The organism is Hymenobacter plasmatis (assembly GCF_020711255.1).
Taxonomy (GTDB): Bacteria; Bacteroidota; Bacteroidia; order Cytophagales; family Hymenobacteraceae; genus Hymenobacter.
Map to the genome: position 1 here is coordinate 134,208 of NZ_JAJFAW010000001.1, position 21,801 is coordinate 156,008.

The following is a 21,801-nucleotide window of genomic DNA, read 5'->3' on the forward strand; positions in this document are numbered from 1 at the left end:
CCTAAAGTTATGGCCCGGTGCCCACTGGGTTTGTGGCCCGTTTTGGGAAATACGCTGAAATAACAAGCGGCATGCTCGTTGGTCAGCTCAATTTCTGAATAGCCGGCTCGGCAGGTCGCCAGCAAGTTGTCTGAAAGTAGGATAGGGGGCGTTTAAAGCGGAGATGCTTACCGCAGCCATCTGCGACTCAGCAATGCCCCGCGTGCCCCAGAGTTGCCGTAATTGAGCTACCTTCCGTCCCATGAAAACGGCTCTTCCGGCCCTGGTAATCACGGGCGTATCGAGCGGCCTGGGGCTGGCTTCGGCCCGCGCGTTTCTCAGCCGCGGCTACCGCGTATTTGGCAGCGTGCGCACCCCCGCCGATGCCGCCCGGCTGCAAGCGGAGCTGGGCGAAGCCTTTGTGCCGCTGCTTTTCGACGTGACCGATGGCCCCGCCATTGCCCGGGCCGCGGCCGAGGTGGAGGCCCAACTGGCCGGCGAGCCTCTACGCGGCCTCATCAACAACGCCGGCATTGCGCTGGGCGGGCCGCTGCTGTACCAGCCCATCGAGGTGGTGCGGCAGCACTTTGAGGTAAACGTGCTGGGCCTCGTACAGGTGACCCAGGCGTTTTTGCCCCTGCTCGGGGCCCAGCCCAATTTCCAGGGGCGCGTCGGCCGGGTCATCAACATTGGCTCGGTGAGCGGGCAGGTGGCCGCTCCGTTTATGGGCGCCTACGTGGGCACCAAGTTTGCCCTGGAAGGCCTCACGGCCTCGTGGCGCCGCGAGCTGCAACTGTTTGGCATACCCATGGTGCTCATTGGGTTGGGCGTGACCAAAACCCCCATCTGGGACAAGGGCATCGACCTGGCGCCCTACCGCGACACCCCCTACTATGCCGCTGCCCAGCGCTTCGCGGGCTACGTGAGCAGCACCCGCGACAAAGGCCTCAGCGCCGACTACGTGGCCGGGCGACTGGTGGGCATTCTGGAAACGCCGCGCCCGCGCCTGCGCTACACCATCGCGCCGGATGTGTTCCGCAGCTGGATAGTGCCCCGGCTCCTGCCCGCCCGCCTCTTCGACTGGCTCCTGGGCAAGGGCATTGGGCTGCTGCCGCCGAAGCGGTAGCCGCCATCAGCGTATCAGCTCAAACCAGCCTTTGTAGGGCCTTTCTGCTGGCGCAGTCAAAATCTAAATATCGAAGTAATAGCTACTACTTTTATTGCTCTACCCTCACGCTCATTGATGAAATATTTCCTACTAGCGCTTCTTATCATTTTAGGTGCTCAAAGCCCGGTGCGCGCCCAACGCATACGCTTCGAGAAAGACTCGCTGGCGCAGGTTTTTGCCCGGGCCCGGCAGCTGAACAAGCCGGTTTTTGTGCTGCTTGCACCACCGCCGGTGTCAGCCAATACGCCGGCGGCGCTCCAGAAAATGCGCAACGAATCGGGCCTCAACGCCCCGGCCGTGGTGGCCGCGCTCAACAAGGACTTCCTGAGCAAGGAGCTGCCCTTTGGCAAGGCCGAAACCGCGGCCGTGGTCCGCAAATACGCGGTGACGAGCTACCCCACCTACCTATACTTCGGCCCCGACGGCACCTTGCTCTACCGTAACTTCGGCAATGCCTCCAGCGAGCAGCGCTACCTGCACGACCTGCAGGCGGTGCAGCAAGCCCAGGCCGACCCCGAGAACCTGAGCCACCTACAGGAAGAATACCGCCAGGGCCACTGGTCGGCCGAATTCCTGAAGCGCTACATCGGCAAGCACCGGCAGCTGGGCCTGCGCGTGGAGCCCGCCGTGCTCGATGCCTACGTGCAGCTGCTGCCCGTGCACGCCTTCGACCAGCCCGCCGAAGTGACCTTTATTCTCGACAACGGCCCCGTGGTGGGCAGCAAAGCCCATCAGCTCACGCGGCTCAACCCCCGGCTCTACGACAGCCTGTTCCGCAGCCTGCCCTTGGCCCGGCGCGTCGCCATCAACAACCTGATTATCGCCAACACGATGAATCAGGCCATTGCCACCAAAAACCGCGTGCTCGCTACTCAGGGTGCCAATTTTGCCCGCGGCAGCTGGACCAATAACTACCAGCAGGGCTCGCGGGCTTACGAAACCAACATGCTGCGCTTTTTAAGCGCCATTAAAGACACGGCCAGCTACCTGCGGTCGGCGGTGCTCTACTACGACCGCATCAACACGGGCATCTCGGCCGACTCGGCCCGGAAAGCGGTGGCGGCTTTGCAAGCGTTCCGGCAGGAGCAGCTGGCCAACCGGCAGCGCCTGAGCACAACGGCCGGCCAGCCCGGCGGCATGGGCCCCAACGTGAGCCGCGTTACGACGATGGAGCCGACGGCCCGGCGCGTGCCCCCGGCCGCCTTTTTGCAGGAGTTGAACAACGGCGCTTGGTCGGTGTATCAAACCGGGACCCGCAACAGCCAGCACCTCATGCGCGCCCTGCAGTGGAGCAAGCGCACCGTGGACCTGGACCCCGCCGCCTACAATTACGATACCCTGGCCCACCTGCTCTACCGCCTCCGGTTCTTCAGCGAGGCCGCGGCCATGCAACAGCAAGCCGTGGCGGTAGCCCGGCAGGAAAAGGCCTCCACTACGGCCTACGAGCAGGAACTGGAGAAGATAAAGAAGCGCACGCTGTAAAAGCTTACCGCTTGAGCTAACCATATCCGCTGCCGCTGGTTTCATCGCCAACTCTTAAGTCTCACATTTTGGCAGAATCTACTACCGCTAAGCAAAGCAGCCCAACTACCGAACGCGCCACCATCGTGCTGGCCGGCGCCACCGGGGATTTGGGGCACCGCATTGGGCTGGCCCTGCTGGCGCGCGGCGCCGTGGTGCGGGCGCTGGTGCGCCCGGGCAGTGCCCACAAACCGGAAGTGGCCGCTTTGCGCGAGCAGGGCGCCGAGCTGGTAGAAGTCGATTTCAACAGCGTAACGGCGCTCACGAAAGCCTGCACGGGCGCGGCCTGCGTGGTCTCGGCCCTGTCGGGGCTGCGCGAAGTGATTGTGGATCTGCAAAAGCGGCTGCTCGATGCGGCGGTGGCGGCCGGCGTGCCCCGCTTCATTCCGTCCGACTACTGCATCGATTACACCAAGCTCCCAGTGGGCTCCAACCGCAACCTCGACCTGCGCCGGGAGTTCAATCAACGGCTCGACCAGGCCCCCATTCAGGCCACGTCGGTGCTCAACGGCATGTTTACCGACTTGCTCACCGGTCAGGCGCCGGTGGTGCTGTTCAAAATCAAGCGGGTGATGTACTACGGCGACGCCGACCAGCCCCTGGACTTCACCACCACGGCCAATACCGCCGAATTTACCGCCGCCGCGGCCCTCGACCCCACCACGCCGCGCTACCTGCGCGTGGCCGGCGAAGTGGCCACCGTGCGGGGCCTGCAAAAGGCCGCCAGCCAAGCCACTGGCCAGCCGTTTAAGCTGCTGCGCATGGGCGGGGTGTGGGTGCTGGGCGCTCTGATAAAAGTGACCAAAGCCCTGATGCCGGCCAGCGACGACGTGTTTCCGCCCTGGCAGGGCATGCAGTACATGCACAACATGTTTACGGGCCGGCCCAAGCTTCAGCCCCTGGACAATGCCCGCTACCCCGACATCCGGTGGACGCCGGTGCGGGAGGTGCTGGCCACCCGAGCCGCCTGATTTCCGGCCGGAGCAGCCCTGCGTTAGCTCAACTGTAGGCGCAGGCTAAGCGGTTATCCAGGCAAAATGTACGAAAACGCCTACCTGTTTTAAGGTGTGCCGTATATAGACGTCGAAATCTTACTCTTCAGCTAGATAATGACGATGAAAACCTTTTCTTATTTCCTGATAGCTGCCGCAATGGCCACCGGCACCGCGTGTAGCAGCACCAACACGGCCGCTTCCGAATCGGCGACCAGCAACGCCACGGATACCCGCATGGGTACCGACATGAACCCCACGCCCGCCCCCGACGCCAACGCGGGGGTGACCGCCACCGGCGCCGATGCCACGGGCGGCAGCGCCGACATGACGGCCTACACGAACACGTTTGCCACCATGCAGGACCCCGTATTCCTGATGAACGCGGCCAGCAGCAACATGCTGGAAGTTCGGGCCAGCCAGATGGCGGCCCAGAAAGCCACTAGCCCCGAAGTGCGAAAATTTGCCCAATCGATGGTGAGCAAGTACACCCAGGCCAACCAGGAGCTAAAAGCCATTGCCGCGCCCCTGGGGGTAAAGATGCCCCAAACGATGATGCCCGTGCACCAGGCCCTGGCCGACCGGCTGATGGACAAGCGCGGCAAAGAATTCGACGACACTTACCTGGACCTCCTGGACAAAGCGCACCAGATGGACATTGCCATGTTTGAGGTGAAGAGCAAAGCGGCCGAAACGCCCGCCGTTCAGGCGTACGCTGCCAAAACGCTGCCCGTCCTGCACTCTCAGCAGGACATGACTACTTCCCTCGAAAAGAAATAGCCTGAATTGAAACGGGAGCAGAATAGTTAATCTGAACCCGCTCCTCGCTTAGCCCCAGCCCAGTGCATCCGCACGGGCTGGGGTTTTGTTTTGGGCGGCGCTTGGTGCGGCCGCTTTCCGGCTGCGTTAGCGGAAGACCTCAAACCATCCTTTGTAGATGGCACCCTCGGCGGTTTGGCAGAGGTAGTAATAGAGGCCGGGCGCCGTGGTTGCATTGCCGTACGTATTGTGGTAGTCGTCGGAATGGTACAGCTTCTGGCCCCAGCGGTTGAATATGGTCAGCGCCGTGTTGGGGTGGCGCTCGATGTTCTTGATGGCAAAGGTTTCGTTCTGCGTATCACCGTTTGGCGTGATAACGTTGTAGAAGTACAGGCACCGGTCGTCGGGGCTCACCAGCAGCGTTGTTACGCAGGAAGTGAATAGCGGCTCGGCTACGCGCAGGGTGGCCGTGGCCCCCGGCGACAAGTCGACCACTACTTCCCGGGTGCCCTGCCCGCTCACGATGGTGCCGTTGGTAATGGTCCACTGGTAGTTGCCGTTCGGTCCGGATACCGCGTAGCGCAGCCCCGTGGCCGCCGTGAGGCAGTAGGCCGTGGGGCCCGTTACGGACAGGCCGGGCCGGATGCTGACGGGCAGCGTTGCGGGCTGGGTGGGGCAGCCCAGGTCCGTGGTGCCATTCACGCGCACCAGGCCGGTACCGGTAGCGCCCCACAGTACTTGTACCGTGGGCCCAGTGGCGGGGCCCAGCACCTGGCCGCCCTCCACACTCCATTGGAAGGGGCTAAAGCCCGTGCCGCCCAAAACGGAGTACGTGGCCGCGCTTTGGGCGCAAACATCAGCAGTGCCCAGCACAGAGCCCGGAAAAATGGGCCGCGCCACCGTGATGCGGAAGGTGGCCACCACCGTTTGGCTGTTGCACACTTCGTCGGCGGCGGTTACCACCACCTCGTAGGGTACGCGTCGGTCCAGCCCGCAGCCGGTTAATCGAAAAGTGCCGGCCACCGTGCCGACGCCCTTTATGGAGGCATTGCCCACAGGGTTGGCGCCCACGTTGGTGCCGGGCTGGTTGCCGAAGGAGGCTTCTATGCCGCCCGGGCCATCGAGCAGCGCGCTGCTTGCCGTCAGGGTCAGCGGGTCGCCGTCGGGGTCGGTAGCGGCCACGTCAAAGGCCAGCGTTTGGCCTCCTCTTATGGTGAAGTCCCGTTTGGCCAGGCTGGCCGCCGTGAAGGCGGGCGGCAGGCCCGAGGGCCCGCTGCAGGTGCGCACCACCACCTGCATGTCGCGGTGCATGGTGCTCAACAGCAGCCCTTGGCGATACTCCTGCACGTCGACTGCCAGCTGAAATACGCCTTGCGCCGGGCTGAAGTAAGTTGAAAGGCCGGTGCTCGGGTTTAGCGCAAGCAACCCGGTAGGCCCGAAGGGCTGCGATTCGCTATACCCCGGCGCGTACGCCACCGGTACCTGCAGCGGCAAATAAGCACTGATGGGCTTGCTCAACACGTACACGAGTTGGTCGCCGTCGGCGTCGTAGGCGTTATTGGCCACGAAGCTGCTGGCCCCGACGCAAATGAGGGCCACGGGAACGCTGGCAAAAACCGGCGAGGAATTGACCACCGTGCCCGGCGTCATCTCCACTTCCAGGGTCATGTTTTCATCCACAGAATTCTTCAGGTTCGTGATGCCGGCAATGCGGTTGCTGTTGGTGCACGACAACCAGAAGCCCTCGTTGGTCACCGGCAGGTTCAGCGTGGTGACGTACAGGCCCAGCGCGACGGGAGGCGCCGCCTGGCCACACCCCGGCAGGGTAGGCACCGTGATTACGGTTTTGCTGATGCGGTTAACTTTTACCAGTTGAATTGGGGTGCCGTAGTGGGTATATCGGCTGTATACCCTAATAATAAGCTCCTGCTCCACGGGGTCGGTGTTGGGGTTGAAATAAACCCGCATGGTCAACTCATAGCGCCACGGCTTATCGGCGGGGCCTTTGGCATCGAGATACTTATACGTCATTTCGCCGCCCAGCAAATGGACCGCCGATGCCGGCAGCAGCCCCACAAAAAGCCACAGCCACAGCAGCAGCCCACCGGGCAATAAGGTCGCTTTAAGAGTAGATAGACGCATGAAGAGGGGATAGACAGCAGCCCTAAAATCAGTCATGCCAAGGTAGCTCAATTCCTGCCTCGTTGTATAGCGCGGGACGCATATAACAGGGTGAAAAACCACTGTTTAAAGCACCGGGCCTCACCGTGTTGGATGAGCCCGCCATGCCGAGTCTCTGCCAGCTCTCGCGTAGGTCAAAACCAGCACGCATGGTAGATGAAATCGATGGGCATCTACAATTACGGGTGCACCAAGGACCAGCCCTCGGCCTGACGGATAATCAGCTCGCCGTTGCCGGTGGGCACGATGGAGATGTAGGGCAGCATGTCGGCCTTGGTCAGCTTGTAGGCCTTCATCGAGTTCTGGCACTGGGCCAAAACGACGCCCGCCTGCTGTAACGCCAGCACGTCGGCCTCGTAGGGTTGGTCTTTCCGGAACGCCACCGTGCCGCCGCTGAACACCACCAGCTCCAGTTCCAGCTTGCCTTTGAGGCGCGGGTCTTCCAGGGCGTTTTTCATGTTGTGCAGCGTCTTGCTGATGAGCTTCGGGTCGTCGCTATCGAGCTGGTACACGGCCCGGTAGTGGCCCTTGGTAGCCGGCGCGCCCTGGTACGTGGCCGCCTTCGCCGCCACCAGCGCGTTAGGTGGCGTCAGCACCGGGGCGGGCGTGGCGGTGGGCTGGGCCACGGGTACCGGCGTGGCTGGAGCAGCCGGAGTAGGCGTTTGGGCCCGGCTGATGCCAGGTACAGCCACGAGCAGCAAGGCCGCGCCAGCCAGAAAACGAGCGGTGGAATTCATCATGAGCAAGCAAGAAAAGGGTTGGAAACAGTAGGTGAGAATCTGGAATAACTTAAGCATCAGGCTGGGCTTGCCGACAGGCCCCGGCGAAGCTAATGCGCCGCAGCTGGCGGCCGGTGCGCATCCTCGATGGGCTGGTAGGGGCCAAACTTGTGCTGCCTCTCGGTGAGAGCATCAGCATAAGGCCCGAAGGGATAATCCACCGGCTTCTGGCGGATGTCGGGCCAGTCGTGCGGGGTGGCCAGGTGCGGGCGCGGCTGCGAATTCACGAACGCCGCCACATCCCAGGCCTGCTCGTCGGTGAGCTGGGGGTGGTCGAAGGTGGCTCCGAAGGGCATGGCCGCTTTCACGTACCTGGCAAAGTTTGAGACCCGAAACAGGCCCGCGCCGTCGTTGTAGCTGGCCGGCCCCCACAGCGGCGGGTATTGGTAGCCGGCGTTGTCGGCCAGTTTCTGGCCCTGGCCCTTGTGGCCGTGGCAGCTTTGGCACTTGCCCGCATACACGGCTTGCCCAATCTGCGGGTCGGCCGCCCGGGCCAGGTAAGGGAGCTTTACGAAGCCCGTGCCGTACACCTTTTTTCCTTTCGGGATGCCCTGGCCCAGCCACTTGATGTAGGCCACAATGGCGCGCATTTCGCGGCTGCTGTCGGGCACGGCGCGGCCGTTGAGGCTGCGCTCCATGCAGTCGGCCACGCGCTTTTCAATTCCTTCCACCGAGCCCGAGCGGGCCCGCAGCTTCGGATACGTCGAGGCCACGGCCAGGTAGTTGTTAGCGAAGCCCTGCGCGCCGGCCTGCAGGTGGCAATTCTGGCAATTCATGCCGTTGGTGAGGTGCGCCACCGAGCCCTGCGGCCCCAAATACTGCGCCGTGTGGGCAATCAACTCGCGGCCGTAGCGAATTTCGCGGCCCGCCGCTGTGTGCGGAATAGTGGCCGTATCGGGTGCCGGCGTGGCCGGGCGGTGGTAGCTGCCGGGCGGGGGCGGGCCCTGCGCGGCTTCGTCCTCCGCCGCCACGGGCTCCCGCGTGGCCTTGGGCCCGTAGAGTTGAGCCAACACCACGACCAGCACCAGCGCCACAGCGGCTGTCAGCAACATCAGCAGGCGAACCAGCCGGGGCAGTTGCTGCGCCTGTGCTTCCGTGGGTTTCATGGGCAGCTAAGTTACCAAAAGGAGACGGCGCCGAAGCGAGCTACTGGGGCAGCTTTTCGCGCAGGGCGCTGTAGGTCCAGGTGCCGGCCAGCGCAGCCAGAATGAGCACGGCGGCCGCGGCCACGCCACTGCCCAGCAGGGCAAACAGCGGGCCGGGGCAGGCGCCGGTCAGGGCCCAGCCCAGGCCGAAAATGATGCCGCCAATCCAGGTGCCGTGGTTGTACTGCTTGTCGGCAATGCGGATTTCTTCCCCGTTGATGGTCTTTACGTGGAAGCGCTTGATGAGCTGAATGGAAATCAGCCCCACGACGATGGCCGAGCCGATGATGCCGTACATGTGGAAGCTCTGGAAGCGGAACATCTCCTGAATTCGGAACCAGCTGATGACTTCGCTTTTGGTGAGAATGATGCCGAACAAGATGCCCAGCACCAGGTATTTGAGGTTTTTCATATGCAGATAAATCCAGCTTAAAACATCATCGGGTAAATCACCCAGGTCATGAGCAAGCCGCCAATAAAGAAGCCCACCACGGCCACCAGCGACACCCATTGCAGGTTAGAAAGCCCCGAGATGGCGTGGCCCGAGGTGCAGCCCCCGGCGTAGCGCGTGCCGAAGCCCACCAGAAAGCCGCCGAGCACCAGAAACACCCAGCCTTTCCAGTTGGTGAGGTTTTCGAGTGCAAACAGCTCGTGGGGCACCAGGCCCGAGAAGTCGGTGAGGTGCATCTGGGCTTTGAGGTCGTGCACGGTTTCTGGCGAGATGCCCACCGCCGCGGGGTGGCCCAGCAGCCGGTAGCCGATAAAGCCGCCGATGGCGATGCCCAGCACGAAAAACAGGTTCCAGGCCTCGGCCCGCCAGTTATAATTGAGAAAGGGAATGCCCGCGGGCACACAGGCGGCGCAAATGTGGCGCAACGAGCTGCTGATGCCCAGGGCCTTGTTGCCAATAAGCAGCAGGGTCGGCACAGTTAGCCCAATAAGCGGGCCCGCCACGTACCAGGGCCAGGACTGGCGAAGGAGGTCAAGCATGAAGGAAGGAATTCGTAACGAGGTAAAAAGCAGGAAACCAGCTCAACTTAGCGCACCAGCTGTTCGGGCCAGTCGAGCACGCCGCCGAGCAGGTTGGATACCTGCGCAAAGCCGGCGGCGCTGAGCTGGCCGGCAGCATTGGCCGAGCGGGCCCCGCTGCGGCAGTACACGTAGGTAGGCTTGGTGCTGTCCAGCTGCGCAATGCGCTGGGCAAAATCGGGGCTGGTCACTTCGATGTTGACGGCGCCGGGCAGATGGCCATTGGCAAACTCGTCGGGCCGGCGCACATCCAGCAGCACCGCGCCGGGCTGGCGCAGGCCCTCGGCGAACGGCGCGGGCAAAAGGTTTTGGAAAGCGGGGGCAGCAGATTTTGTGAAACCGAACATGATGATGGAGTATCAGAAGTGAAAAGGAAAAATTAGGAACGTCATGCTGAGCTTGTCGATGAATCTCTGCCACTAGAGTAATCTAACTAGCTCAACGAAGCGGTTGAGATGCTTCGACAAGCTCAGCATGACGTTCTTTTCGATAAATAGCCTGGTTAGTGGGCTGCTACGGCGGGTTGAAAGGTCTTCACGGCCTCGCTCAAATCGAGCACCGGCGTGCCGGCCAGCGCGGGGGCCACAATGCTGCAGCCCGCCGCCGAGCGGTAGCCGCCGGCACAATGCACCACCACCGGCTTGTCGGTCGGAATTTCTTGGGCCCGCTCGCGCAGCTCCGGCAGCGGAATGTTCAGCGAGCCGGCAAAAAGCGGCTCGTCGCGGTGCTCCGTCGCGTTACGAATGTCCACGATGGTGTAGGCTTCCGGGTGCTGGCGAAATTGAGCTACATCCAGCTGCGGCAGCGTCGCCTCGGTGGCGGGTGTGCCGACCAGGGCGCCTTTTATCAGGGTTTCGTAGCCGATTTTGGCGGCTTTCTGAATCAGGTCCTCGCGGTTTTTTTCATCGACTGCCACCAGGTAGAAGGGCTCTTCCGGGCCCACAATGGAGCCCAGCCAGGTTTCGAATTTGCCGCCCTGCTGGATGTTGAGGGCGCCGGCCGCGTGGCCTTTTTTGAACTCGGCCTCGGGGCGGGTGTCTACCACCAGCACGCTGGGCTCCAGGGTGGAACCGGGGGCCAGCCGCGGCACCTGCTGCACGCTGGGCGCAAAGGCCGGCGCGCCGGCTTTATTTAGGGCCACGTCGTAACCAAAGTACTTGGGAATGAATGGTTGGTCGGCCAGCAGCTCTTTGCTAAAGTCTTCCTCGCTGAGCGGGCGCAGCATGGGGTTGCCGATTTTTTCGGCCCCGATGGTGCTGCTGTTGGCGCCGCTCAGGGCCTTGCCGCAGAGGCTTCCCGCGCCGTGGGCTGGGTACACCAGCACGTCGTCGGCCAGCGGCATCAGTTTCTCGCGCAGGCTGTGGTACATCTGTTTGGCCAGCTCTTCGCGCTTGGCCGTGAGGTTGCCCGCCTTCTCGCGCAGGTCGGGCCGACCTACGTCGCCGATGAAGAGCGTGTCGCCGGTGAACACAGCCACGTCCTGGCCCTCGCGGCTGAGCACAATGCTGATGGAATCGGGCGAGTGGCCCGGGGTATTCAGGGCCCGGAACGTAAGCTTGCCCACCGTAAAGGAGTCGCCCTCGTCGAAGGCCTGATGCGGATAGTCGGCCCCCAGCAGCTTGCTCACGCGAATGGCGGCGCCGGTAGCCTGCGCGACTTCGAGGTGGGAGGAAATGAAATCGGCGTGGGGGTGCGTCTCGATAACGGCCACGATTTTGGCGTTGTGGGCCTGGGCAAAATCATAGTATTGCTGCGGGTTGCGAGCGGGGTCGATGAGCACGATTTCGCGGGCACTCTCGCTCAGAATGGCGTAGGAGAAGTGGGCCAGGCCCTTGTCTTCAAACTGTTCGATTTTCATGGGATGCAGCAAAAAACGGGTGAGAGGAATAGGGAATTAAGCGTGGTGAAACAGCAGCTCCTTGGTGAGGATAAACGTGCCCATAGCTAGCGTAAACCAGCCGAACGCGGGCTTAAGCTTACCGCCCGGAATGAAGCGCGCGAGGTAGGTGCCCAAGACGATGCCCACCAGAGCAAAGGCCAGAAAACCCAGCAAAAACGTCCAGGCGATGGGCGTGCCGGCGCTCAAGTCGCCGGTGAAACCGATGAGCGAATTCAAGGCAATGATGGCCAGCGACGTACCCACCGCCAGCTTCATGGGCAGGCGGGCGCCCAGCACCAGCGCCGGGATGATGAGAAAGCCGCCGCCCGCGCCCACAAAGCCCGTGAGCGTGCCCACCACCAGCCCAATGGTCAGGATGAGCGGGTAGTTGAAGGCGTGCGGGAAGTGCAGCTCCTCGTCGAGCACTTCTTCGGCCTGCTTGCTGCGAATCATGGAAGTAGCGGCCACCACCATCAGCACCGCAAAGGCCACCAGCACCAGCAAGTCTTTGGTGAAGACGATGCTACCGGCCGTGAACAGCACGTGCGGGATGGCCGGCATGAGCACCTTGCGCACCGCAAACACGGCCAGCAGCGAAGGCATCAGGAAGACCACGGCCGTTCTCAGCGACACCAGCCCCTTGCGGAAGTAGCCCGACGCGCCCACCACCGACGTGCTGCCCACCACAAACAACGAATACGCCGTGCTCAGCACCGGGCTCACGCCCATCAGGTACACCAGCACGGGCACCGTGAGGATGGAGCCGCCGCCGCCCATGATGCCCAGGGAGAGCCCAATGAATATTGCCGCGAAGTAGCCGAAGAGGTGAAGCATGGTGAGCGACGTATGAATTTATGATAAGTTGTTCATGTGTTTTGGCAAAAAAAAGCCGCGGCCCTTACAGGAACGTGCAGCCGGCCAGGCACTGAATGACGTCGATGACTTCGCGCATTTTCAGGGCGTAGTAGATGTTTTTGCCGTCGCGGGTGCTGCTCAGAATGCCCTTGAGCTTCATGCCCGCGAGGTGATGCGAGAGCAGGCTTTGCTCCACATTGAGCCGCTCGCTAATGTCCGTCACCGACAGGCTGTCGTGGGCGGCCAGCAGCTGCACGATGGCAATGCGGGTGGGGTGGGCCGTGGTCTTCAGGATAAAAGCCACCTTCTCCATCTTCTCAACGGAGAGGCCCAGGTCGATGGGAGGAGGGGGGAGAGGGGTGTTCATTTGATGGAGTAAATGTATGAAAGAAGCTTCATATGATGGCGGTGTTGGGCTAACTCTTTCGCCTCCATGCTAGTTCCGAAAAGCTGTTAATTTATGGCGACTGTCTAGAAATCAATGCCTTGCTGGTTTTGGGCCAGGAGCTCTGGTTAATTCAGCTTCGGAGTAATAGCAGCACCGGGTCAGTTTGCAAGCGTCTAACAAATGAAACTTGGTTCATATTACATTTGTCCCCTCGTTTAAATTTCCTGTCATGAATCGTAAGACCATCACCTCCTGGCTGCCGCTGGCTTTGCTTGCCTTCGTGCTGCTCACGCCCCTGCGGCCCATTGTGCTCGGCGGCGTGCAGCGCGGCCTGCTGGCCACGGGGCTGTGGAAAGCGGAGGTCCCCGTGGCCCCCACCACCGCGCTGCCGGTGGTGCCGACCGGTGGCCCGGTTTACCCGCACAACCTGCCGATGATGACCCCGGAGGGCAAGGCCGTGAGCCTGAGCGACCTCAAAGGCAAGGTCGTGTTCGTGAACCTGTGGGCCAGCTGGTGCCCGCCCTGCCGCGCCGAGATGCCCGGCATCGAGGCCCTATACCAGAAGGTTGATAAGTCGAAGGTGGCCTTCGTGATGCTCTCGCTCGACGACAACCCCGCCAAGGCCCAGAAGTATCTGAAGAGCCAGGGCTTCACCTTTCCCTTGTATTTCCCCACGGGCCCGCTGCCGGCGCCGTTCGACTCCAACTCCATCCCGTCCACCGTCATTCTCGGCCCTGACGGCCAGGTAGCCGCCCGGCATGAGGGCATGGCCGAATACGACACGCCCGAGTTTAAGGCCTCGCTGGAAAACCTGAGCAGAAGGGCCGCGCGTTAGCCCTTCCGCCCGGGTTCTGTAGGTGCCGCTACTTGGTGGTTTCCATCACGCTGATGGCGTAGCCGCCGCCGGGCGCGCAGTACTGCGCCAGCTTGGTCTTGCGCGTCACGTTCAGTTTGCGGATGGTGTAGGCCTGCGGATTTTTCTCGTAGTGGGCGTCCTTGGCGTCGGCGTAGATGGTGGCCACGTACTTTTTGCCGGGCGCCAGGAAGTCGAGCTTGATGTTCGACGTGCGGCCATTCTCATCACAAGTGCTGCCGATAAACCAGCTGCTTTTGCCCTTGGCTTTGCGGGCAATGGTGATGTAGTCGCCGGGCTCGGCTTCGAGCACGTGGGTATCGTCCCAGTCCACGGCCACGTCCTTGATAAACTGGAAGGCGTCGAGGTGCTTGTTGTAGTTCTCGGGCAGGTCGGCGGCCATTTGCAGGGGCGAGTACATGGTCACGTACAGGGCCATTTGGCGCACCAGGGTGCTGTGCACGAACGACTTGTTCTGCGGGTTGATGGCGCTGATTTGGGTCTGAAAAATGCCGGGCGTGTAGTCCATTGGCCCGCCGATGAGGCGGGTGAAGGGCAGGATGGTGGTGTGGTCGGGGTTGCTGCCGCCAAAGGCTTCGTATTCGGTGCCGCGGGCGGCCTCGTTGCCAATCAGGTTGGGGTAGGTGCGGGCCAGGCCGGTGGGGCGCACGGCCTCGTGGCCGTTCACCATGATGTGGTGCGCGGCGGCTTTTTCCAGCACGTAGTTGTAGTGATTAATCAGCCACTGGTCGTAGTGGTGGTGGCCCAGGGGCACGATGTCGCCCACGTAGCCGGTTTTCACGGCGTTGTAGCCGTACTTATTCATGAACTGGAAGGCCGAATCCAAGTGCCGCTCGTAGTTGCGCACCGAGCCCGAGGTCTCGTGGTGCATGATGATTTTCACGTTTTTGGCGGCGGCGTACTGCTGCAGCTCGGGCACGTTGAAATCGGGGTAGGGTGTCACGAAGTCAAACACGTAGTCTTTGTGCTTGCCGAACCAGTCTTCCCAGCCGATGTTCCAGCCTTCCACCAGCACGGCGTCGAAGCCGTGCAGGGCGGCGAAGTCGATGTACTCCTTCACGTGGGCCGTGGTGGCGCCGTGCGTGCCGTTGGGCTTCACCTGCTTGTAGTCAACCGAGTCGAGCTTGATGTTGTCCATGTTGGTGTACGACCACGTGCTCTTGCCCGTAATCATCTCCCACCACACGCCCACGTACTTCACCGGCTTAATCCAGCTGGTGTCTTTGAACTTGGTGGGCTCGTTGAGGTTCAGCACCAGCTTCGACTCCAAGATGTCGCCCGCTTTATCGCTCACGATGACCGTGCGCCAGGGCGAGAGCGCTGGCGTCTGAATCAGGCCCTTGTCGCCCACGGCATCCGGCGTGAGGTGTGACTCCAGCACGAAGTTCTTGTCGTCGAGCTCCAGGTTCATGCAGGAGTAATCAATCAGCGCCGCCTCGTGGATGTTGATGTAGAGCCCGTCCTGGCTTTTGAGCATGAGCGGGGTTTGCACGCCGGTGGGTGAGAAGGTGGTCTGCGAGGCGTTGCCCGTCACGGCGGCTTTCATTTTGCCGCGCACTTCCGAGAGCTTGGACGTGACCGTGCTGTACTCCTGGGTGTCGTAGTCGCCGGGCAGCCAGAAGGCCTTGTGGTCGCCGGCCAGCGCAAACTGCGTGCGCTCCTCTTTGATGGTAAAGTAATCGAGCTTGGGCTGGCGCGGAAACTCGTAGCGGAAGCCCAGCCCGTCGTCGAACACGCGGAAGCGTACCCACACCGTGCGGTCGGTAGCAGCCTGCTTTAGCGTCACGGCCAGCTCGTTGTAGTGGTTGCGGATGGTTTTCACCTCGCCCCACACCGGCTGCCAGCTTTCGTCAAAGGTGCGCTGCTTGCTGTCTGCCACGGCAAAGCCGCTGGTGAGCGCCGGGGCGTTTTTCAGCTCAAGCCCGAGCTTGCTGGTTTTAATAACGTCGCGCCCCTTGTAGGTGAGGTGGTAGGTGGGCACGCCATCGGCCTGCAGGGCAAACGTGAGCGTCAGCTTGCCATTGGGCGATTTAATTACTTCCGCGAGGGCAGTTTGCCACAGGAAGCAGAGGAAGAGGATGGTCAGGGTTTGACGGACGCTTTTGAGTGAAAAACACCCGGTTGGAATGCGGTGAGAGGGCATGTAGGAAGTGAGGTGAGTTGGGATGGATTTGCGAAAAAACCCCACCCGCCCTGGCAAAGGCAAGTGAGGCCCCAGAAGCTGCAGCAGCTTCCAGTATCCTGCAAAGGTGGCTATTTAGCCCGTTATACTGAGCAGGCCGACGCATCTCTCCCACGCAACTAACTCGGCTGCGCCTCATTCACGAACAGCACAATTAAATTTCCCCAAGCCAATGCTCGGAGCCGGTACCGCGGCGGCACTTGGGCCCCGCAGCTCAGCGCAGCATCGCCCCGACGGTGCCTCCCAAGAAGGGCAGAAAGGGAGGCCTAAAGGTCCGTCACTCGACGGGGCTTTAGGCCTCCCTTTCGCTTAAACTGAACTCAGATGAGCTACATACGGAGGGTTGGTGTGCCCGACGCGGTTAGCGAGCCGATTGGGCGACCATCACTTGGGCTGGGGTCGGGGCCAGCTCCTGCACCAAGATGGCGGTTTGCGGAGTGGCCGGTACTTGCACATGGTAGCGGTAGCTCTCGCGCCCCACGCGCAGCCGAACGGCATAATCCCCGGCGGGCACTTTGTTGAAGCCGAGCTTGGTGCCGTAGGAAGGGCGGTGGTGCACTTCATTCAGAAGGCGGGAGTAGTGGCCTTGGGATGATACCACTTCCAGCTGTACCCGCTGCTGGGTGGGGTTTTCGACGGTGAGTGCCAGGGTGTGGGCATCGGTTTGCTGAGCTTTAACGGACGGAGCATCCTGGCCCATCGCCGCACTGCTGCAGCCCAGGATGGCCAGCCCGCCGAACAAGGCAGCCCGCAGGGATTGGGCTGAAGCCAGGCGTAGGGGAGCGGCGGCAGGAGTGGCGGCCGTGAGCGACTGAGTGGGGCGGAGGTTGAAAGAGAAGTTCATGGTTGCAGAAAAGATGAGTTGAAAAAGGAGAAAAAAGGTGGTCTAGGAAGCAGGTTATACAGAAGTATAATGTTATGCCGGGTAGCATGCAAAGCATAGTAGATAATGTTTATTCTACCTGTTTGGCTTACTTCTATCCCAGTGTAGTTGATAATCGAGAGCCAGAATTCAAGGAAATTCTGTCGCAGGCTTCGCGCCGGCTTACAAAGCCGGGCGGCTGGCGGGATTGCGTTTTAGTTCTTCGGAGCAGGGCTTCGGGGAGAACTCAGCAGCACAAGGGGCTGCACGGTGGAGCGGCGTGCATATGGCAGGCGGAGAAGAGTGCTTTCAGAAGTGGATACCGCCCATGTAGGAGAACGTTACAGACTTTTTAGAAATTTTTTTTCAGCGACGGGAGAACAGAGGTGGGAAGGAGGTCTTGGCCTGGGTGCCAGCCCTATGCCTGGTACTACTTGCTCGTCCGCGCTCTGGCCCTTCACGGAGTATGAGCGGACTTCGACGACTACCAGCAGCGTAGCCTGTAGCTCGTTTTCGCTCCGGTAGCTATTGAGCACGAACATATGCCCCAGTGCCTTGCAGCGCGCCTGCTGGCAGGGGAGTAGGTACCGTGAGGCCCAGCTCAACCCTGCCCGTGGCCGCCCCACGATGCTCCGGCCGGTGGGGAGAAAATTGAGCTGATTTCTCACACGAGAAGTTCTTCCCGAGTTCTGCAAGGGTAAGGGAAAAGTGGCTGTACTTTGCTTGCCAATCCTACTCCCGTCAACGCCTTTATGGAGATGAAGCTTGAGTTGGTGCCGGTGCCGGTCACCGACATCGACCGCGCCAAAACGTTTTATGCCGAGCAGGTCGGTTTTAAGCTCGACCACGACGTGCGGCCCAGTCCCACAGTGCGGGTGGTGCAGCTCACCCCACCCGGTTCGGGTTGTTCCATTGTGCTGAGCGAGGGGTTGTTTGGCCTGGCCATGCCGGTGGGTTGCCTGCGCGGCTTGCATCTGGTGGTAGCCGATATTGCCCAAGCCCGCGCCGAGATGGCTGGCCGGGGCGTGCCCATGGGCGAAATCCAGGACCTGGGCGGCGGCATGAAGTACGCGGGCTTCCAAGACCCCGATGGCAATACCTGGACGCTGCAGGAAATGCCGCGCAAGTAGCGCTAGGGCGGCCAGCAGCAGGCCGTGGGCCGGGCCAGGCGGTGGGGCTAGCTTCTGAGAAGCTTTGTAGCTAAGTGGCTCATGCTTATCAGCGTACAAGCAAAAGATGCAGGTGGCGGGCGCCCATCTAATAGCACGCCACGGGCTTTACCATCGTCCCATTCTTGAGCTAAATATTTACGCCCATCGCAAAGGTGAATAATTTTTTAAAGCGGCACTTTGCAATGCAAAGTTCTTTTGTTTCCTTTGCATCGTTCTATCTCATAAAGCCGTCCACCGGCGGGGGAGGTAGGTTGCGGGAAGCCCTTGGTACTTGTTTTTCAGTCCCGTGGCCCTGGCTCCGGCCGCGCCGACACTGCTCCTTAGTTCAAAGTGACCCGCTTTTAAAGGGTTCTTCTAACTCTCATCTCAACCAAAACGACTACTGCCATGACACTCGCCAAAAGCCTTACCCGCGTGGCCCTCGCTACGGCCTTCCTATTGCTGATACCCCTGGTGGCAATGCAGTTCACCACGGAAGTGAATTGGACCTTGTCCGATTTCATTGTCGCGGGCGTGATGCTGTTCGGCGCGGGTCTCACGTTTGTCCTGATTGCGCGGATGGGGGACAATACCATGTACCGCCTGGGCGCCGGCCTGGGGGTGGCCGCCGGACTGCTGCTCGTGTGGGCCAATCTAGCGGTAGGGCTCGTCGGGAGTGAGGATAACCCCGCCAATCTGCTGTATGGGGCGGTGCTGGCGGTTGCCCTCGTCGGGGCATTCGTGGCGCGCTTCCGGCCGCTGGGCATGTCCAATGCCATGTTTGCGGCGTCGCTGACCTATGTGCTGGTTACGGTGATTGCGCTATTTATCTGGAAGCCCACGGGTGCTGCTGCCGAACCCCAGGTGCACATGGTGAATGTGGTAGGTGCGAATGCAGTTTTCGCCGCGCTGTGGGCCGTTTCGGGGTTGCTGTTTCGCCGGGCCGCCACGGGCACACATTCAAACCGCCAGCTGGCGTAGCGGGTTAGGCACCCATCGCCGCAGCTTCTTGCGTTGCGGGCGCTGGCCTGGGTGGTGAATAAAATGCTGCTGGCCGAGCCGGTGTCCGGGGCTGCTGCGCGGCTGCCACAGGCCCAAATGTGCCTTTCAGGAAGTGGGAATCCACAAGGATAGAAAAAAAATACTTTTTATGTAATGCAACGTTGGGGTACCGCGATACACCTATTAGGCGCGGATGATAAATCCTGCCTACTCGTTGCACGCACCGCTTTCCTGACCACCTTTTTTCTGCACTTTTTATGAATAACCCCTTACTGCCAATGCTGGCCCTGGCCAGTGTGCTTGCTCACGAAGCCGTGGCTCAGGCTCCCGCGGCTCCAGCTTCACGTCCCGCGGGTGGCCCCGCCGGCATTCCGACGGGCGCACCGGGCGCTACCGCCCCGGCCCTGGTAACGCTGCCCGCCGCCCGCGGCACCGGCCGCATCAGCGGCGTGGTGCTGGACGGCGCCACCAAGAAACCAGTGGAGTTTGCCACTGTGGCCCTGCTGCCCGCCACCGGCGACAAGCCCGTGGACGGCACCGTGGCCGACGACAAAGGCCGCTTCAGCATGAAGGGACTGGCCGCCGGCGAGTACCGCCTGCAGCTCAGCTTCATTGGCTACGGCAGCCTCACCCAGCCCGTGACTTTGGCCGACGGCAAAATGACCCTCGACCTGGGCACCGTGGCCCTGACGCCCGCCGCCCAGCAGCTCAACGAAGTAACCGTGAACGGCGAGCGCCCCGTGGTGGAAAGCAAGCCCGACCGCCTGGTGTACAACGCCGGCACCGACAACACCAACAAAGGCGGCACCGCCGCCGACGTGCTGCGCAAGGCCCCCATGGTGAGCGTGGACCCCGACGGCAACCTGCAGCTGCGCGGCTCCGGCAACGTGCGCATCCTCATCAACGGCAAGCCCTCGGCCGTGATTTCGGGCGACATCGCCACGGCCCTCAAGCAGCTGCCCGGCGACCAGATTAAGAGCGTCGAAGTCATCACCTCGCCCTCGGCCAAGTACGACGGCGAAGGCTCGGCCGGCATCATCAACATCGTGCTGAAGGAAAACAACCTGCAGGGCGTGAACGGCAACGTGGGCCTGGCCCTGGGCACGCGCAACTCCAACGGCAACTTCACCCTCAACGCCCGCAAAGGCAAGCTGGGCGTGACGGCGGGCGTGAACGCCTTCGCCTTCTATTCGCCCGGCGACCAGGAAGTGGACCGCATCGATAGGGGCGTGCGCACGGTGGTCAACGGCCAGTCGGTCCTGACCACGGGCCGCCTGTACCAGCGCAACGACGGCACCGGCGCGGGCGGCGGCGGCCAGGGCCGCATTGGGCTGGAATACGAGCCCGCGCCCAACCACGCCCTCAGCCTGACCTTCAGCACGGCCCAGTTCGGCAACAGCTTCGACCTCGGCATCAACAACCGCTACACCCTCGACGAGGGCCAGCCCACCAGCACCAACCCGCTGTTTGGCAACTACACCCGCGAGCAGACGATGGACGCGACCAACCGCAGCTACGACCTGCTGGGCTCCTACACCCGCAGCTTCGGGGCCAAGAGCCGCCGCGAGTGGACGGTGCTGGCCCAGCATAGCCGCAACCGCCGCGACAACGACTACGACGTGCGGCAGTTTCCGCTCCTCAGCCCCGATTTCAACAACCCACAGTACCGCGAGCAGAGCCCCAACCTGGCCCGCAACCTCGAAAGCACCCTGCAAACCGACTACGTGCACCCCATTGGCGAGAAGCAAACCGTGGAGGTGGGCGCCAAGATGATTCAGCGCACGGTGTTCAGCGACTACGAGGTGTACCGTACCAACTTCACGACCGGCGTGTTCGGCATCGAGCCCAGCCTGACCAACAAGTTTGACTACGACCAGGACGTGCTGGCCGGCTACGCCACCTACGGCACCAGCCTGGGCAAGAAATACACCGCCCGCCTGGGCGCCCGCGTGGAGCGCACCGACCTGCGCGGCAACTTCCAGAACCAGGACAATGAATTCCGCCTGACCTACACCAACGTGCTGCCCAACGTGGCCCTCACGCGCAACCTCAAGCAGCCGGGCTCCTCGCTGCGGGCCACCTACTCGCGGCGCATCCAGCGCCCCAGCATCTTCTACCTCAACCCGTACGAAAACACCAGCGACCCGCGCAACGTCTCGAAGGGCAACCCCGAGCTGAACGCCGAATTCACCGACAACTACGAGCTGAACTGGAATACCTTCGCCAAGGGCACCAGCATCAACGTATCGGTGTACTCGCGCCAAACCAACAACGCCATCGAGCGGGTGTACAGCACCGACGCCAACGGCCGGGTGCTGGCCACCTTCGGCAACGTGGCCCGTAACCAGACCTACGGCCTCAACCTGTTCGGTTCCGCCAAGCCCCTGCCCAAGTGGGACATCAGCGGCAACATCAGCGCCTTCTACGTGTACCTGAGCAGCAAGACCCTGAACACCAGCAACCGCGGCGTGGTGTACTCGGCCAACATCAACTCGGGCTATAAATTGGGCAAGGGCATCAGCTTCCAGATGTTTGCCATGCTCAACTCGCCGCGCATTCAATTGCAGGGCACCAGCTCGCCCTGGCAGATGTACTCCCTGGGCCTGCGCAAAGACCTCTGGAAAGGCAAAGGCGACCTGACCCTGAACGCCGACAACCCCTTCAGCTCCTACGTGAAGCTGACCAATGACTTTGACACCGGCCAGTCGGTCTCGACCAACACCACCTACGTGTACAACCGCGGCGTGCGGGCCGCCTTCAGCTACCGGTTTGGCAAGCTGGAAAACAAGCCCAGTCGCCCCAAGCGCAGCATCCGCAACGACGACCAGAAAGCCGGCGACAGCGGCAACGGCCAGGGCGGCAACTAACCAAGCCGCGCGTTGCCCAAGAGTGGGTTGACTCCCTGCGCTGGCCCGGCCGAATGGTTAAGCCGATTGAATACAGTTAAGGCAGCAGTTTTTCCCACAGCTTGTGGGGCGAGCTGCTGCCTTGGCGTTTCCAAGCCTCGCAAATTCGCCGCCCGCGCCCCACCCGGTTTCCCGGGGGCGCGGGCGGC

The 21,801-nt window shown here is 61.9% G+C and carries 19 protein-coding genes; 8 read left to right on the top strand and 11 right to left on the bottom strand.

Annotated features, from left to right (window positions below; all coding sequences use genetic code 11):
* Nucleotides 1-241: 241 nt before the first annotated feature.
* The 4 genes from LJ738_RS00585 to LJ738_RS00600 all read left to right on the top strand — a co-directional run bounded on the left by LJ738_RS00585 (nucleotide 242) and on the right by LJ738_RS00600 (nucleotide 4,440).
* Entirely contained in the window at nucleotides 242-1,105 is an 864-nt protein-coding gene (locus LJ738_RS00585) for an SDR family NAD(P)-dependent oxidoreductase (protein ID WP_227784384.1), read from the top strand.
* Between the two features lie 117 nt (nucleotides 1,106-1,222).
* Nucleotides 1,223-2,629, top strand: coding sequence for a hypothetical protein (locus LJ738_RS00590; RefSeq protein WP_227784385.1), 1,407 nt, complete (start codon nucleotides 1,223-1,225; stop codon nucleotides 2,627-2,629).
* Between the two features lie 68 nt (nucleotides 2,630-2,697).
* On the top strand, nucleotides 2,698-3,639 hold the full coding sequence (locus LJ738_RS00595) for an NmrA family NAD(P)-binding protein (RefSeq protein ID WP_227784386.1): 942 nt from the start codon (nucleotides 2,698-2,700) through the stop codon (nucleotides 3,637-3,639).
* A gap of 144 nt (nucleotides 3,640-3,783) precedes the next feature.
* Entirely contained in the window at nucleotides 3,784-4,440 is a 657-nt protein-coding gene (locus LJ738_RS00600; RefSeq protein WP_227784387.1) for a DUF4142 domain-containing protein, read from the top strand.
* Between the two features lie 126 nt (nucleotides 4,441-4,566).
* Here the strand turns inward: LJ738_RS00600 and LJ738_RS00605 are convergent, their stop codons facing one another.
* The 9 genes from LJ738_RS00605 to LJ738_RS00645 all read right to left on the bottom strand — a co-directional run bounded on the left by LJ738_RS00605 (nucleotide 4,567) and on the right by LJ738_RS00645 (nucleotide 12,654).
* Nucleotides 4,567-6,561 (bottom strand): T9SS type B sorting domain-containing protein, encoded by a 1,995-nt coding sequence (locus tag LJ738_RS00605; RefSeq protein ID WP_227784388.1) that lies wholly within the window; start codon nucleotides 6,559-6,561, stop codon nucleotides 4,567-4,569.
* Between the two features lie 218 nt (nucleotides 6,562-6,779).
* Entirely contained in the window at nucleotides 6,780-7,340 is a 561-nt protein-coding gene (locus LJ738_RS00610; protein ID WP_227784389.1) for a DsrE family protein, read from the bottom strand.
* Between the two features lie 89 nt (nucleotides 7,341-7,429).
* Nucleotides 7,430-8,485 (bottom strand): c-type cytochrome, encoded by a 1,056-nt coding sequence (locus tag LJ738_RS00615; protein WP_227784390.1) that lies wholly within the window; start codon nucleotides 8,483-8,485, stop codon nucleotides 7,430-7,432.
* 40 nt (nucleotides 8,486-8,525) lie between these two features.
* Complete coding sequence (locus tag LJ738_RS00620) at nucleotides 8,526-8,936, bottom strand: DUF6691 family protein (protein WP_227784391.1); 411 nt, start codon at nucleotides 8,934-8,936, stop codon at nucleotides 8,526-8,528.
* A 17-nt stretch (nucleotides 8,937-8,953) separates the two neighbouring features.
* Nucleotides 8,954-9,514 (bottom strand): YeeE/YedE family protein, encoded by a 561-nt coding sequence (locus LJ738_RS00625; RefSeq protein WP_227784392.1) that lies wholly within the window; start codon nucleotides 9,512-9,514, stop codon nucleotides 8,954-8,956.
* 47 nt (nucleotides 9,515-9,561) lie between these two features.
* Nucleotides 9,562-9,855, bottom strand: a complete 294-nt coding sequence (locus LJ738_RS00630) for a rhodanese-like domain-containing protein (RefSeq protein WP_227784393.1) — start codon at nucleotides 9,853-9,855, stop codon at nucleotides 9,562-9,564.
* Nucleotides 9,856-10,055: 200 nt separating this feature from the next.
* A complete protein-coding gene (locus tag LJ738_RS00635) occupies nucleotides 10,056-11,411 on the bottom strand; it encodes an MBL fold metallo-hydrolase (RefSeq protein ID WP_227784394.1) in 1,356 nt (451 codons plus the stop codon).
* A 36-nt stretch (nucleotides 11,412-11,447) separates the two neighbouring features.
* Nucleotides 11,448-12,266, bottom strand: coding sequence for a sulfite exporter TauE/SafE family protein (locus LJ738_RS00640; RefSeq protein ID WP_227784395.1), 819 nt, complete (start codon nucleotides 12,264-12,266; stop codon nucleotides 11,448-11,450).
* Between the two features lie 64 nt (nucleotides 12,267-12,330).
* Nucleotides 12,331-12,654 carry an ArsR/SmtB family transcription factor gene (locus LJ738_RS00645; RefSeq protein ID WP_227784396.1) on the bottom strand — a complete coding sequence of 108 codons (324 nt, stop codon included), beginning with the start codon at nucleotides 12,652-12,654 and terminating at the stop codon, nucleotides 12,331-12,333.
* A 250-nt stretch (nucleotides 12,655-12,904) separates the two neighbouring features.
* Between LJ738_RS00645 and LJ738_RS00650 the strand changes: the two genes are divergently transcribed.
* Nucleotides 12,905-13,510, top strand: coding sequence for a TlpA family protein disulfide reductase (locus LJ738_RS00650; protein WP_227784397.1), 606 nt, complete (start codon nucleotides 12,905-12,907; stop codon nucleotides 13,508-13,510).
* A gap of 28 nt (nucleotides 13,511-13,538) precedes the next feature.
* Here the strand turns inward: LJ738_RS00650 and LJ738_RS00655 are convergent, their stop codons facing one another.
* Both LJ738_RS00655 and LJ738_RS00660 read right to left on the bottom strand, forming a co-directional pair.
* On the bottom strand, nucleotides 13,539-15,692 hold the full coding sequence (locus tag LJ738_RS00655; protein ID WP_227784398.1) for a glycoside hydrolase family 97 protein: 2,154 nt from the start codon (nucleotides 15,690-15,692) through the stop codon (nucleotides 13,539-13,541).
* Between the two features lie 400 nt (nucleotides 15,693-16,092).
* Entirely contained in the window at nucleotides 16,093-16,575 is a 483-nt protein-coding gene (locus tag LJ738_RS00660) for a hypothetical protein (RefSeq protein ID WP_227784399.1), read from the bottom strand.
* Nucleotides 16,576-17,345: 770 nt separating this feature from the next.
* On the opposite strand from LJ738_RS00660, the gene LJ738_RS00665 reads away from it, so the two are divergent.
* The 3 genes from LJ738_RS00665 to LJ738_RS00675 all read left to right on the top strand — a co-directional run bounded on the left by LJ738_RS00665 (nucleotide 17,346) and on the right by LJ738_RS00675 (nucleotide 21,613).
* On the top strand, nucleotides 17,346-17,723 hold the full coding sequence (locus LJ738_RS00665; RefSeq protein ID WP_227784400.1) for a VOC family protein: 378 nt from the start codon (nucleotides 17,346-17,348) through the stop codon (nucleotides 17,721-17,723).
* Between the two features lie 429 nt (nucleotides 17,724-18,152).
* Nucleotides 18,153-18,725: a hypothetical protein gene (locus tag LJ738_RS00670; RefSeq protein WP_227784530.1), complete on the top strand. Its 573-nt coding sequence runs from the start codon at nucleotides 18,153-18,155 to the stop codon at nucleotides 18,723-18,725.
* A 278-nt stretch (nucleotides 18,726-19,003) separates the two neighbouring features.
* Nucleotides 19,004-21,613: a TonB-dependent receptor gene (locus LJ738_RS00675; RefSeq protein WP_227784401.1), complete on the top strand. Its 2,610-nt coding sequence runs from the start codon at nucleotides 19,004-19,006 to the stop codon at nucleotides 21,611-21,613.
* The last annotated feature ends 188 nt before the right edge of the window (nucleotides 21,614-21,801 follow it).